A 12932-nucleotide genomic window follows, 5' to 3' on the forward strand; every position below is an offset into this window, starting at 1 on the left:
ACCAGCCACTCCTCCGATCTGCCCACCCCTGTCGCCAGCCCGCCCGGCCGACCAACAGCACTGTGACCAACCTCCGGGCGTTGCGGAATGCTCGCCTGGCAGCCCCGTCCGTAGACTCCTTCACCGTGTCAGACGCCACTCCCCAGCCCACGACCACGCCGACCGAGTCGACCGACCAGCCGGACCTCGTCGTCGTCGGGTCGGGGTTCTTCGGGCTGACGATCGCGGAGCGCTGCGCCACCGAGCTCGGCCTGAAGGTGCTGGTGCTCGAGCGTCGCTCCCACCTCGGCGGCAACGCCTACTCCGAGTTCGACCCCGAGACCGGGATCGAGGTCCACCAGTACGGCACGCACCTCTTCCACACCTCCAACGAACGGGTCTGGGAGTACGTCAACCGGTTCACGACCTTCACCAGCTACCGCCACCGGGTCTTCGGCAAGTACCAGGGGCAGGTCTACTCGCTGCCGATGAACCTCGGCCTCATCAACCAGTTCTTCGGCCGCTCCCACACGCCCGACGAGGCGCGGGCGCTCATCGCGGAGCAGGCGGCGGAGTTCGACACCGCCACGGCGAGCAACCTCGAGGAGAAGGCGATCAGCCTGATCGGGCGGCCGCTGTACGAGGCGTTCATCAAGGGCTACACCGGCAAGCAGTGGCAGACCGACCCCACCGAGCTGAGCCCCGACATCATCACGCGGCTCCCGGTCCGCTACACCTTCGCCGACGGGTGGTTCAACGACACCCACGAGGGCCTGCCGACCGACGGCTACACGGCCTGGCTGACCCGGATGGCCGACCACCCCGGCATCGAGGTCCGCGTCGACACCGACTTCTTCGACGTCGCCGAGCAGTACAAGGGCAAGGTCCCGATCGTCTACACCGGCCCCGTCGACGAGTACTTCGGCAACAGCGAGGGCCGGCTGTCGTGGCGCACGGTCGACCTGGAGGCCGAGACCCTCGACGTCGACGACTACCAGGGCACCGGCGTCGTCAACGCCAACGACCCCGACGTCCCGTTCACCCGCGTGCTGGAGTTCAAGCACCTGCACCCCGAGCGCACCTACCTGCCGGGCAAGACCATCGTGGTGCACGAGTACTCCCGCTTCGCCGAGGAGGGCGACGAGCCCTACTACCCGATCAACACCGCCGAGGACCGCGAGAAGCTGCTGCGCTACCGCGAGCTCGCCAAGCGGGAGCCCATGGTGCTCTTCGGGGGCAGACTGGGGACCTACAAGTACCTCGACATGCACATGGCCATCGGGTCGGCGCTGTCGATGTACGACAACAAGCTGCGGCCCCACTTCGCCGAGGGCGCGCCGCTGACCAGTGGAGGAGTGGACGAGTGAGCCAGACCGCGAGCGCGACCGTCAGCGAGGCCCCGACCGTGCGCCGGCTCCTGCAGCGGCAGGTCATGCCGACCGACCGCGACGTCGACGTCCTCCCGCTGTACGTCGACCCCGAGCCGGCCGTCCTCGACGCCGACAAGTACGAGGTCGGCTCCAACCGCAACGCCCGTGAGCTCAACGCGGCCACGATGCGCCAGGGCACCAAGACCGGGGTGTCGATCCACCCCGACCAGATCGAGTCGCGCACCTCGTTCCGCGTGGCCTCCGGTGACCGGCTCTCGTTCGGCACCTACTTCAACGCCTTCCCGGCCAGCTACTGGCGGCGCTGGACCATCGTCGACCAGGTGCGCCTCGAGGTCACCGTCAGCGGTGCCGGTGCCTCGGTGATCGTCTACAAGTCCATGGCCCGCGGCAACAACCAGCGCGTCGAGTCGGTCGAGACCGTCGGCGGCGGGTCCGAGACGTTCACCTTCGACCTGTCGCTCAAGCCGTTCATCGACGGCGGCTGGTACTGGTACGACGTGGTCGCCAGCGACGGCGACGTGCTCGTCGAGAGCGCCGAGTGGTACGCCGACGTCCCGGCCGACCGGGCCGAGCACGGCACCCTCGACATCTGCATCACCACGATGAACCGCCCCGACTTCTGCGCCAAGCTGCTCGCCCAGATCGGTGAGCGGCCGACCCTCGCGCCGTACCTCGACACCGTCTTCGTCATGGAGCAGGGCACCCAGAAGGTCGTCGACTCCGAGAGCTACCCGTACGCCGAGAAGGTGCTCGGCGACAAGCTGCGGATCATCGAGCAGGGCAACCTCGGCGGCTCCGGCGGCTACGCCCGCGGACAGCTGGAGTCGGTGCGCAAGGGCACCGCGACGTACGCCGTCATGCTCGACGACGACGTGGTGTGCGAGCCCGAGGGGTTCATCCGTGCCGTCACCTTCGGCGACCTGTGCCGCCGGCCCACGATCGTGGGTGGCCACATGTTCAACCTCTACGCCCGCACCCGCATGCACAGCTTCGGCGAGATCGTGCAGCCGTGGCGCTTCTGGTGGCAGTCGGCCCCCGGCGTGTTCAACGACTGGGACTTCTCCGCCCGCAACCTGCGCTCGACCCGGTGGCTGCACCAGCGCGTCGACGTCGACTTCAACGGCTGGTTCATGTGCACGATCCCGCGGGTCGTGCTCGAGGAGATCGGCCTGTCGCTCCCGCTGTTCCTCAAGTGGGACGACTCCGAGTACGGCCTGCGGGCCAAGGCGGCCGGCTACCCGACCGTGACGTTCCCCGGCGCGGCGGTGTGGCACGTGCCGTGGACCGACAAGAACGACGCGCTGGACTGGCAGGCCTACTTCCACGTCCGCAACCGGTTCGTGGCCGCCCTGCTGCACTCGCAGTACGACAACGGCGGCCGGATGGTCCGCGAGAGCCGCAACCACCAGGTCGCCCACCTGGTGGCCATGCAGTACTCCACCGTGGAGATCCGCCACCAGGCGCTGCTCGACGTGCTCTCCGGTCCCCAGCACCTGCACGAGGTGCTGCCGACCAAGCTGGCCGAGGTCAACGCCCACCGCAAGCAGTTCAGCGACGCCCGGCTCGAGGCCGACCCGGACGCCTTCCCCGCCGTCCGCCGCACCAAGCCGCCGCGCAAGGGCCGCGACGGCACCGAGGTGCCCACCCGCAAGCAGCTGCTCGTCAACGCCGCGCTGCAGCCGCTGCGCCAGCTCAAGCCGCCGCGGCCGCTCTCGCGCGAGCACCCCGAGGCGGAGATCCGCGCGATGGACGCCAAGTGGTACCGCCTGGGCCGCTACGACTCGGCCGTCGTGTCGATGAACGACGGCACCTCCGCCGCCCTCTACCAGCGCGACCCCGCCAAGTTCCGCGAGCTGGTCAAGGCCACCGTCGAGGTCCACGAGCGGCTGCGCCGCGAGTGGCCGCGGCTGGCCGCCGAGTACCGCGCGGCCCTCGGTGACATCACCTCGCCGGAGACGTGGGACCGCACCTTCGCCCCGTGGACCGGGGGGACCGCGGGCGATGACTGACCTCGTGGAGCCGCGACCGGTCTCGACGGAGGTCGACGAGAAGGACCTGCCGCCGCTGCGGCCGCCGTCGGCCGACAACGGGCTCGCGGGCGTGCTGCGCCGCCGCTACCTGCTCAAGCTGCTGGTGCGCCGCGAGGTCATCTCGCGCTACCAGGGCTCGCTGCTCGGCCTGATGTGGTCCTACATCAACCCGCTCAGCCAGTTCTTCATCTACTACTTCATCATGGGGACGATCTTCCGTCTCCACGAAGGCATCCCGAACTTCGCCATCCACATCTTCTCGGCGATCGTCATCGTGCACTTCTTCGCCGAGACCTTCGGCGCCGGCACCCGCTCCATCGTGTCCAACCGGGCGCTGGTGGTGAAGATGGCCATGCCCCGGGAGATGTTCCCGGTCGCCACGATGCTCGTCTCGCTCTACCACGTGGGCCCGCAGCTGGTGATCCTGCTCGTCGCGACCACCATCTCCGGCTGGACCCCCGACCTGTACGGCATGGCCTGCCTGGTCGTCGCGATCTTGATGATCATGATCCTCGGCACGGGCCTCGCCCTGCTCTTCAGCGCTGCCAACGTGTTCTTCCGCGACGTCGGCAGCTCGATCGCCATCATCAACAACGTCATCCGCTTCGGCGTCCCGATGATCTACAGCTACGAGATGGTCGCCACCCGCTTCGGCCGGTTCGAGCACTACTACCTGTGGAACCCCATCGCCGACGCCGTGCTGCTCTTCCAGCGCGCCTTCTGGACCGGCTCCACCGACAGGCCCACCGTCATGCCCGACAACCTCCTGCTGTGGGGCATCGGCATGGTCGGCGTCAGCCTCGTCGTGCTCGCCATCGGCCAGCTGGTCTTCAGCCGTCTGGAGAACAAGATCCCCGAGAGGCTCTGAGGTGGCCGAGTCCATCCGCGTCGAGCACGCCACGAAGTCGTTCACCAAGCGCTACCAGCGCACCATCAAGCAGGTCACCGTCGCCAAGCTGCGCGGCCACAAGACCATCGAGACCTTCAACGCGATCGACGACGTCTCCTTCAGCGTCCAGCAGGGCGAGTCCATCGGCCTGATGGGCCTCAACGGCTCCGGCAAGAGCACGCTGCTGAAGATGATCAACGGCGTCATGCGGCCCGACCAGGGCACGATCCTCACCCGCGGCCGCATCGCCGGGCTCATCGCCACCGGCGCCGGCTTCCACAAGCAGCTCAGCGGCCGCGAGAACCTCATCCTCAACGCCGCCATCCTCGGGATGAGCGAGAAGGAGACGATGCGCAAGTTCGACTCGATCGTCGACTTCGCCGGCCTGGAGGACAAGCTCGACACCCAGGTCGGCCACTACTCCTCGGGCCAGAACGCCCGCCTCGGCTTCGCCATCGCCATCCACGTCGACTCCGACATCTTCCTCGCCGACGAGGTGCTCGCGGTGGGGGACAAGCCCTTCAAGAAGAAGTGCCTCCAGCGCATGGAGGAGGTCCGCGACAGCGGCCGCACCCTCTTCTACGTCTCCCACGCCGCCGGGTCCGTGCGGCGCATGTGCAACCGGGTGCTCGTGCTGCGCGACGGCAAGCTCGTCTTCGACGGGGACGTCGACGCCGGCATCAAGTTCCTCAACTACGACGACGAGCCCGAGAACGTCGAGGACCGCGACGCCGAGGAAGAGCTCGGGGCTGACATCTGATCGGCCCGGGCGGGTGACGGCGGGGATTGCGACCGTCGCCGATCTGGGGCGCGTCGCGCCCGGCCGGCTCGGTTGTGGTGCAGCCACGCCGTGGTCGGGGCGCCGACCGGTCGCGTCCTCACGCGCCCCTGATCGGCGCCGGCCGCAAGATGTACCCCCGCCGCCACCCGCCCGGGCGGGTGCGCTTCGCGCACCACACGGTGGTCGAGGAAGGCCGCCTGCGGCCTGTCTCGAGGCCACGTGCCGCAGCTGACGGGGCGCCGCAGAGCTCTGGGGTCCGTCCGATCGGGCAATTGACAAATCTCAGAATTGTCGGCGTGTCGAGTGGAAATTACAGGTCTGTAGTTACTCAGATCCTCTTCCACCTCCGTGTGACTGGTGTGAAAGTTGCTACCCGTGTGACTCTTCCCCGCGCACTGGAGCTGACTTCCCCATGTTCTTCCCGCACCGTTCTCCCACCCCGTCCCGGGCCGACCACGACGCCGTTCCCGCAGGCGTCGAGGGTTCCCAGGAGACCCCCGCCGGCCGCTCTCGAGCCGCCCAGCGGCTGGTCAGCACGTGCCAGCACCTGTTGGTGCTGGGCGTGATCCTGGCGGTCCTGACCCCGGCGGCCCAGATCGTCTCCATCGACTTCGGGCCGGCGCCCGAGCCGGACGCGTCGTCCGGGGCCGGGAGCGCCGCGCCCGCGGTGCCGGCCGCGCTGTCGGCGTACGCCCAGGCCCAGACCGTGGCCTCGGTCGTGCCGGCCTCGGTCGTCGACCCGGTCGTCCGCGAGGTGTCGCTGACGCCGCCGGCCGGGGCGCGCGTCTCGCCGCGCGCCATGGCCTCCGCGGCCCGCGCCAAGGTCATCCGGACCGGCGGGCAGCGGCTGCTGAGCGCGCCCCAGGAGGTCACCGGGTACGGCGCGGTGGGCCTCACCTGGCAGCACGGGGACGTCGTCCCCGACGACCAGATCAAGGTCAAGGCCCGCACCCGGTCCTCCGGTGGTGCCTGGTCGCGCTGGACCACGATGGCCTACCACGACGAGCACGGTCCCGACCCCGCCAGCGCCGAGGGCCGCCGGGCGCGCCCGGGCACCGACGAGCTGCTCGTCGGGCGCGTCGGCGAGGTCCAGGTCAAGGTCGTCACGCCGGCCTCGGCGCCGCCCGACCTGCGCCTCGCGGTGATCGACCCCGGGGTACCGTTGGCCACCAAGCTCGAGAAGCCGGCCCTCGACACCGCGAAGCCCACCGGAGCCCAGGCCCAGCCCGCGGTCGCTACCGACGTGCCCGACGCGCCGGCCGACGTGCCCGGCGCGACCCAGTCGACCTCCGCGGGCGACGTCCGGCTCGCGGCCGCGTCGTACACGCCGCGGCCGGTCATCTACAGCCGCGCGCAGTGGGGGGCCGACGAGCGCCTGCGCGACAAGAGCTCGCTGCGCTACCACGAGGTGCACGCCGGGTTCGTCCACCACACGGTCAACGCCAACAACTACCAGCCGGCCGACGTCCCCGCGATCCTGCGCGGCATCTACGCCTACCACACCAAGTCCCGCGGCTGGTCCGACGTCGGCTACAACTTCCTCGTCGACAAGTTCGGCCGCATCTGGGAGGGCCGCGCGGGCGGCATCGACCGTCCCGTCGTCGGCGCCCACACCCTGGGCTACAACGACGACTCGTTCGCCATGTCGGCCATCGGCAACTTCGACACCGCCAAGCCCTCCGCGGCGCTCGTCCAGGCCTACGGCGCGCTGTTCGCCTGGAAGCTGTCGCTGCACGGCGTCAGCGCCGCCTCGACCCGCCAGTACGTCACCACGAAGTACTTCCAGGCCATCAACGGCCACCGCGACGCCGGGTCGACCGCCTGCCCGGGCCGCTACCTCTACGCCCGGATCCCCGACATCCGCCGCCTCGCCGCGCAGGCCCAGGTCGGCTTCGCGGGCCGGCAGCTGGAGCGCAACCTCGCCGGCACGCCCCAGCCCGACGTGCTCGTGCGGCGCAAGAGCGACAAGCGCGCCTACGTCGTGCCGCTGCAGAAGACCGCGACGGGCTACTCCCGCGGCACGCCGATCAACACCGGCATCGACATGAGCCAGCAGAACCTGCTGCTCAACGCCGGTGACTGGAACCGGGACGGCAAGCCCGACATGATCACGCGCCGCTCCACCACGGGCGTGCTGTACATGCGGCCCGGGCTCGGCAACGGCAAGTTCGGGCCCGCGGTGGAGATCGGTCGCGGCTTCGGCCCCGTCAAGCTCCTCTCGGCCGTCGGTGACGTCACCGGTGACGGGTGGCCCGACCTCATGGGGCAACCGACCGGAGCCGGCATGCGGATCTACCCCGGGCGCGGGCCCGCGCCGATCGCGACCTACTACCCGGCCTATGGGCGGGTCACCGGGGGCAACCAGATCGCCGTCGGCCTCTGGGACGGCGACGGCGCGCCCGACAGCCTGGTCCGCCAGGGTCGCAAGCTCGTCCTCTACCCCGGCAACGGGCCGGGCGGCATGACCGGGGCGCGGTCGCTGTCCCTCGACCTGCGCGGCTACGACCGCGTGGTCGGGCTGAGCGACATGGACCTCACCGGTCACCCCGACCTGGTGCTGCGCAAGAAGGGCACGGGCGAGGCGTTCCTCGTGCCCGCGACCGCGACGGCCTTCGCGGCCCCCGTCAGCCTGGGCAAGGGCTGGGAGGTCTTCGACATGATGGGCTGAGCCCCGTCGAAGGGTGTCCGGTCACTCAGGCAGGGAAGCGTGCGGTGGTGCGCTCCGAGGCGGCGATCGCCTCGAGCCGCTCCCGGGCGGCCCGGGTGACCAGGACCAGTGAGCCGCGGCGATGCAGCGGCTCGGTGAAGGAGGCCACTCCCGGTGGGGAAGCCGGGTCGGTCTCCGACAGGAGACGGCCGCCGTCGGTGAGGAGACTCCCGGCGGCGGCCGTCCGCCACACCTGCGCCTGGGTCACCGCCGCGCCGTCGAGGTCGTGGGCCACGTCGTCGGGCCCGGGCGGGTCCCACGGCGTGAACGCGTCCGGCTGCGACCAGACCTCGGCGCCGAGGTCGTGGACGCCGGGCGGCACCCCGTCGGCGTACGGCCGGCCGAGCGGGTGCAGGGCGCTGGCCAGCACCACGGGCCTGCCGCCCGCTCCGGCGGCCGCGGCCCAGCGGGGGAGCGCGTCGGGGCCGCACAGCACCGCGTCGGGGTCGTCGCGACCGGTGAGCACCAGGCCGGCCGACCACGCGGCGCCGAGCGCCACCGGGCCGAGCCAGTGGACCGGCAGGTCGACGCGCAGGGTCGACCCGCGCTCGAGGTCGAGCTCCTCGACCAGCAGGCTCGCCGTCTTCGCGACCCAGTTGGCGTACGTCGTCACCGACAGCTCGGTCCGCTCGCCGGTGGCCTCGTCGTAGAAGGTCACCAGCGGGCGGCCGGCGTCGGTGCGGAGCAGGTCGGACAGCACGGCGGCGAAGGTCGTCACCCCGTCAGTCTCGCGCAGTCGTGCCGGCCACTATCGTCGGCGCCCATGCAGCCCCTCGCGCCGCTCGACGACCTGTGGGCGGTGGTGCCCGCCGGTGGTGCCGGCACCCGCCTGTGGCCCCTGTCCCGCTCGGCCTCGCCCAAGTTCCTGCGCGACCTCACCGGGTCGGGCCGCTCGCTGCTCCAGGCCACCCGTGACCGGCTCGTGCCGCTGGTGGAGGACCGCCTGCTCGTGGTCACCGGCGCCGCGCACCGCGACGCCGTCGTGGCCCAGCTGCCGGAGGTCGACCCGGCCCAGGTCGTGGCCGAGCCGTCGGCCCGCGACTCCATGGCCGCCATCGGCCTGGCTGCGGCCCTGCTCGAGCGGCGCGACCCCGGTGCGGTGATGGGCTCCTTCGCCGCCGACCACGTCATCACCGACGAGGCCGCGTTCGGCGACGCCGTCACGCGCGCCGCCGCCGCCGCCCGGGAGGGCTGGCTGGTCACCATCGGCATCGAGCCCACCTCGCCGTCCCCGGGGTTCGGCTACATCCACCTCGGCGACGACCTCCCGGGCCACCCCGGCGTGCACGCGGTGCGGGAGTTCGTCGAGAAGCCGTCGCTCGAGGTGGCCCGCGGCTACCTCGAGACCGGCCGCTACCGCTGGAACGCCGGCATGTTCGTCGTCCGGCCCGGGGTGCTGCTCGACCTGCTCGCCGAGGGGGACCCGGGGTTCGCCGCCGCGCTGCGCGAGATCGCCGCCGACCCCGACGCCCTGCTCGCCGCGCGCTGGCTCGACCTGCCCAAGATCGCCCTCGACCACGCCGTCGCCGAGCCGGCCGCCGCGGCGGGCCGGGTGGTCGTCGTACCGGCGGCGCTGGGGTGGGACGACATCGGCGACTTCGACTCCCTCGCCGGGCTGCTGGGCGATCCCGCCCGGTCCGTGACCGTGCTGGGGGAGCGGGGGCTGGTCGTGGCCCAGGACGCCTCCGGGCTCGTCGTGCCCGCTGCCGGCCGGGTGGTCGCCGTGGTGGGCCTCGACGACGTGGTCGTCGTCGACACCCCCGACGCGTTGCTGGTGACCACGCGTGCCCGCGCCCAGGACGTCAAGGGCGTCGTGGCCGCGCTGAAGGAGGCGGCCGACGACGGCACGGGCCGGCCCGGGCTGACCTGAGCCAGCCCGGACCGGCCCGGGCGCGGGACGGTCGGGACGCGTTACGGGACGGTCGCCTCGGGCGCGTCGGTGTAGGGGTAGGTGTCCATGAAGTCGACGAGCGCGGCGCCCGAGACCTCGTCGCAGTACTGCCACACGCCGGTCGAGGTCGTCGTGTCGCCCTTCCAGTGCGTGAACGCCACGTGCTGGCCGTCGGGGAACTCCGCGCCGTCCTCGTCACTGTCGAGCCACGGGGCCGCGATGAACTTGTTGCGGAAGTTGGCGTTGTCGCCCGACTCCTTGTACTTGCGGGCGATCGCCTTCACCTGCGCGAGCTGGTCGCTGTCGTCGGCGATGGTCTGGTCGTACCAGAGGATCGTGTAGCCGTGCTCGAGGTTGTGCACCAGCGCCTCGAGCGGCGGGCGGTCGTTCTCGCCGTAGTACTTCTCCCGGAAGGTCGCGGGCGCGACGCCGGCGACGTTCCAGTGCGGGCCGAAGGCCGGGGGAGCGGTGTCGTAGGTGACGCTCTGGCCCTGCTCGACGTGGTTGCCCACGTCGGTGCCCTGCTTCTCGACGACCTTCTGGCACACCGACGCAGCGGCCCCGATCTTGTTGACCGGGGTGTCGGCGTACGCCTGCTCCTGGAAACGACCGATGACGATCGGCCCGGCCGCGACGCCGAGGATCACCAGCGCCACCACGACGGCGCTGATGATGATGATGTTGCCCTTGCGCTTCTCGGTCGAGCGCTGCTTCTTCAGCGTCTCCTCGATGAGCCGCTGGCGCTCGGTCTTGGCGGTCTTGGAGGGCTTGGACGGCTTGGCCATCGCTCGGCGTACCTCGGTCTCGGTCGTGCAGCCTGGTGCTGCGGGGCGCAAACGACGATGAGTCTACGGAGTGACCCTCACGAAGCGGTGATCGGCGCCACCCCCGTGGGGAGACCACCCGTGGGCGAAGGCCACGACCGCCAGCAGCGCCAGCACGGGTACGGCGTCGGGCGGCACGACCACGGTGGCCTCGTCCACCACGACCAGCTCGACGGCGAGGGCCTGGCGGGCCGCCGCGACGAGGTCGTCGGCCGGGACCGGCGCCCCGAACGGCGCCGCGTCGGCGGGGTCGCCCGCCACGGCGCGGAGCACGGCCTCCCGGGCGCCCCAGCCGAACATGTCGCCGCCCTCGCTGCGCACCAGGGCGACCGCACCCGGTCCGTCGTCGTCGGGCGGGAGCACCAGGTCGCCGCGTCCGCGGACCACGGCGAAGGGACGGCCGCCGAGCTTGCCCTGGGCGAGCTCGGCCAGGCCCGCGATCTCGTCGGCCACCGCGGGCGCGGTCACGGCCAGCTCGTTGCCGTGGGCGTCGTGCCGCCCCGCGAAGTCCTCGGCGACGCGCAGGCCCGCGGCGCCGACGGCGATGTCGGTCTGGCCCTCGCGCCAGGCCCGGCCGGCGGTGTCGGTGACCACGACCCCGACGGTGCGGCCGGTGCGCTCGCGCAGCCCCGCGCGCAGGGCCCGGGCGCTCGCGTCGGGGTCGAGCGGGAGCAGGACGGCCGAGCCCGCTGCGACGTTGGAGCCGTCGATGCCGGCGGCGGCGAGGGTGAGGCCGTGGCGGGTGCGGACGATGGCCGTCGGGCCGCGGCGGGCCACGACGCGGGCGGTCTCGGCGGCCAGGTGCTCCTCGCGGGCCCCGGCGACCACCCGGCCCTCGGCCTTGCTGACCACCTTGCTCGTCACGACCACGACGTCGCCGTCGCGCAGCTCCTCGGGGCCCAGCGCGGTGAGCAGGAGGTCGACCAGGTCGGCGCCCGTGGAGACCTCGGGCACCCCGTCGGGCGCCGTGGCCGAGACGGTCGGGCCGGTCATCCGGCCTCGGCCGCGCCGGCGCCGGTCACCAGCGCGATCGCAGCGGCGGCCATCGCGGCCGTGGCTGCGGGGTCGGTCATCATCAGGGGGACGGCGGCGCACGGCAGTCCGGCGGCCCGCACCCGCTCGACCTGGTCGGCGTCGCGCTCGTCGACCAGCCAGCCGTCGAGCACCCCGGCCGACCCGCTGCGGCGGGCGCCGTAGTGCAGGCCGACTGCGGACGCGCTGACCTCGACCCCGATGGCGGTGAGCACCTGCCGGGCCATGCCGCGCACGTGGGTGCCGCCGACGATGGGGGACAGGCCGACCACCGGGGCGGGCGAGGCCCGCAGGGCGTCGCGGACCCCGGGCACGCCGAGGATGGTGCCCACGGAGACGACGGGGTTGGAGGGCGGCAGCACGACGAGGTCGGTCTCGGTGATCGCCTCGAGCACGCCGGGTCCGGGGGTGCTGGCGTCGAGCCCGACGACCAGCACCGACTCCGCGGGCACCTCGGCCCGCATCCGGACCCAGTACTCCTGGAAGTGCACGACCCGGCGTCCGCTCGGCTCGGCCTCGTCGGCGACGACGACGTGGGTCTCGACCCGGTCGTCGCTCATCGGCAGCAGCCGCACGCGGGGCTCCCAGCGCCGGCACAGGGCCTCGGTCACGGCCGAGAGCGGGTAGCCGGCCTCGAGCATCTGGGTGCGGACCAGGTGGGTCGCCACGTCGCGGTCGCCGAGGCCGAACCAGGTCGGCTCGACACCGTACGCCGCGAGCTCCTCCTTGACGCTCCACGACTCGTCGCGGCGCCCCCACCCGCGGTCGAGGTCGATGCCGTCGCCGAGGGTGTACATCACGGTGTCGAGGTCGGGGCAGACCTTGAGGCCGTGCACCCAGATGTCGTCGGCGGTGTTGGCCACGACTGTGACCTCGGCGTCGGCCGCCACGCCGGGCAGGGTGCCGGCGGCGATCCCGTGCAGGAGACCCTGGAGGAACCGGGCCCCGCCCATGCCCCCGGAGAGCACCGTGATCCGCGACACCGGTCGCGCGGAGACTGCGTCCATGGCCCCTACTCTGCCGGGTCGCGCGCACCGGGCTGGACCGGGCCTGCTCCATAGCAGAGGGTGGCTTGACTTCCCGGTATGACAGGCATGTAATTCTCACAATGTCGTTCGGGGGTCACACGGGTCGAGAGGTGGACACATGAGGGAGCTGTTCCTCCTGGAACCAGCAGGGGACGAAGCCGGGTGGCAGGAACGCGCACTGTGCGCGCAGACCGACCCCGAGGCGTTCTTCCCCGAGAAGGGCGGTTCGACGCGGGAGGCCAAGAAGGTCTGCCTCACGTGCGAGGTGCGTGACGACTGCCTGGAGTCGGCGCTCATGAACGACGAGCGCTTCGGCATCTGGGGCGGGCTGTCCGAGCGCGAGCGCCGCAAGCTGAAGAAGAAGGTCGTCTGACCTGACA

11 protein-coding genes are annotated in these 12932 nt (G+C 71.8%); 7 read left to right on the plus strand and 4 right to left on the minus strand.

Translation table 11 applies throughout. The features are described from left to right. Positions 1 to 125 precede the first annotated feature (125 nt). The 5 genes from glf to FJQ57_RS05615 all read left to right on the plus strand — a co-directional run bounded on the left by glf (position 126) and on the right by FJQ57_RS05615 (position 7738). On the plus strand, positions 126 to 1346 hold the full coding sequence (gene glf, locus FJQ57_RS05595; RefSeq protein WP_139978181.1) for a UDP-galactopyranose mutase: 1221 nt from the start codon (positions 126 to 128) through the stop codon (positions 1344 to 1346). Then, a complete protein-coding gene (locus tag FJQ57_RS05600) occupies positions 1343 to 3379 on the plus strand; it encodes a glycosyltransferase (RefSeq protein ID WP_246081605.1) in 2037 nt (678 codons plus the stop codon). Before glf ends, FJQ57_RS05600 begins: the two co-directional genes overlap by 4 nt. Next, positions 3372 to 4268 (plus strand): ABC transporter permease, encoded by an 897-nt coding sequence (locus FJQ57_RS05605; protein ID WP_139978182.1) that lies wholly within the window; start codon positions 3372 to 3374, stop codon positions 4266 to 4268. The genes FJQ57_RS05600 and FJQ57_RS05605 overlap by 8 nt, the downstream gene beginning before the upstream one ends. Position 4269: 1 nt before the next feature. Continuing rightward, positions 4270 to 5049 carry an ABC transporter ATP-binding protein gene (locus tag FJQ57_RS05610; RefSeq protein WP_139978183.1) on the plus strand — a complete coding sequence of 260 codons (780 nt, stop codon included), beginning with the start codon at positions 4270 to 4272 and terminating at the stop codon, positions 5047 to 5049. A 583-nt stretch (positions 5050 to 5632) separates the two neighbouring features. Continuing rightward, positions 5633 to 7738 carry an FG-GAP-like repeat-containing protein gene (locus FJQ57_RS05615; protein ID WP_139978184.1) on the plus strand — a complete coding sequence of 702 codons (2106 nt, stop codon included), beginning with the start codon at positions 5633 to 5635 and terminating at the stop codon, positions 7736 to 7738. A gap of 25 nt (positions 7739 to 7763) precedes the next feature. On the opposite strand, the gene FJQ57_RS05620 is transcribed toward FJQ57_RS05615, so the two are convergent. Beyond that, on the minus strand, positions 7764 to 8495 hold the full coding sequence (locus FJQ57_RS05620; protein WP_139978185.1) for a TIGR03089 family protein: 732 nt from the start codon (positions 8493 to 8495) through the stop codon (positions 7764 to 7766). 45 nt (positions 8496 to 8540) lie between these two features. Here FJQ57_RS05620 and FJQ57_RS05625 point away from each other — a divergent pair, with 45 nt between their 5' ends. Next, positions 8541 to 9647, plus strand: coding sequence for a mannose-1-phosphate guanylyltransferase (locus tag FJQ57_RS05625; protein WP_139978186.1), 1107 nt, complete (start codon positions 8541 to 8543; stop codon positions 9645 to 9647). Positions 9648 to 9688: 41 nt separating this feature from the next. Here the strand turns inward: FJQ57_RS05625 and FJQ57_RS05630 are convergent, their stop codons facing one another. From FJQ57_RS05630 to cofD, 3 genes are all read right to left on the minus strand, one after another. Beyond that, a complete protein-coding gene (locus tag FJQ57_RS05630; RefSeq protein WP_139978187.1) occupies positions 9689 to 10453 on the minus strand; it encodes a DUF3105 domain-containing protein in 765 nt (254 codons plus the stop codon). Positions 10454 to 10516: 63 nt separating this feature from the next. Further along, entirely contained in the window at positions 10517 to 11485 is a 969-nt protein-coding gene (gene cofE / locus FJQ57_RS05635; protein ID WP_139978188.1) for a coenzyme F420-0:L-glutamate ligase, read from the minus strand. Next, on the minus strand, positions 11482 to 12531 hold the full coding sequence (gene cofD / locus FJQ57_RS05640; protein ID WP_139978189.1) for a 2-phospho-L-lactate transferase: 1050 nt from the start codon (positions 12529 to 12531) through the stop codon (positions 11482 to 11484). Before cofD ends, cofE begins: the two co-directional genes overlap by 4 nt. A 139-nt stretch (positions 12532 to 12670) precedes the next feature. On the opposite strand from cofD, the gene FJQ57_RS05645 reads away from it, so the two are divergent. Further along, on the plus strand, positions 12671 to 12925 hold the full coding sequence (locus tag FJQ57_RS05645; RefSeq protein ID WP_139978190.1) for a WhiB family transcriptional regulator: 255 nt from the start codon (positions 12671 to 12673) through the stop codon (positions 12923 to 12925). Positions 12926 to 12932: the final 7 nt, after the last annotated feature.

Origin of the sequence: Nocardioides litoris, from assembly GCF_006346315.1 — a bacterium.
Taxonomy (GTDB): domain Bacteria; phylum Actinomycetota; class Actinomycetes; order Propionibacteriales; family Nocardioidaceae; genus Nocardioides; species Nocardioides litoris.

Excerpts from the sequence above, each read along its gene's own strand:
- FJQ57_RS05605 (WP_139978182.1), top strand. The coding sequence starts at position 3,372 with ATGACTGACCTCGTGGAGCCGCGACCGGTCTCGACGGAGGTCGACGAG.
- FJQ57_RS05625 (WP_139978186.1), top strand. The coding sequence starts at position 8,541 with ATGCAGCCCCTCGCGCCGCTCGACGACCTGTGGGCGGTGGTGCCCGCC.
- FJQ57_RS05630 (WP_139978187.1), bottom strand. The coding sequence starts at position 10,453 with ATGGCCAAGCCGTCCAAGCCCTCCAAGACCGCCAAGACCGAGCGCCAG.
- cofE (WP_139978188.1), bottom strand. The coding sequence starts at position 11,485 with ATGACCGGCCCGACCGTCTCGGCCACGGCGCCCGACGGGGTGCCCGAG.
- cofD (WP_139978189.1), bottom strand. The coding sequence starts at position 12,531 with ATGGACGCAGTCTCCGCGCGACCGGTGTCGCGGATCACGGTGCTCTCC.
- FJQ57_RS05645 (WP_139978190.1), top strand. The coding sequence starts at position 12,671 with ATGAGGGAGCTGTTCCTCCTGGAACCAGCAGGGGACGAAGCCGGGTGG.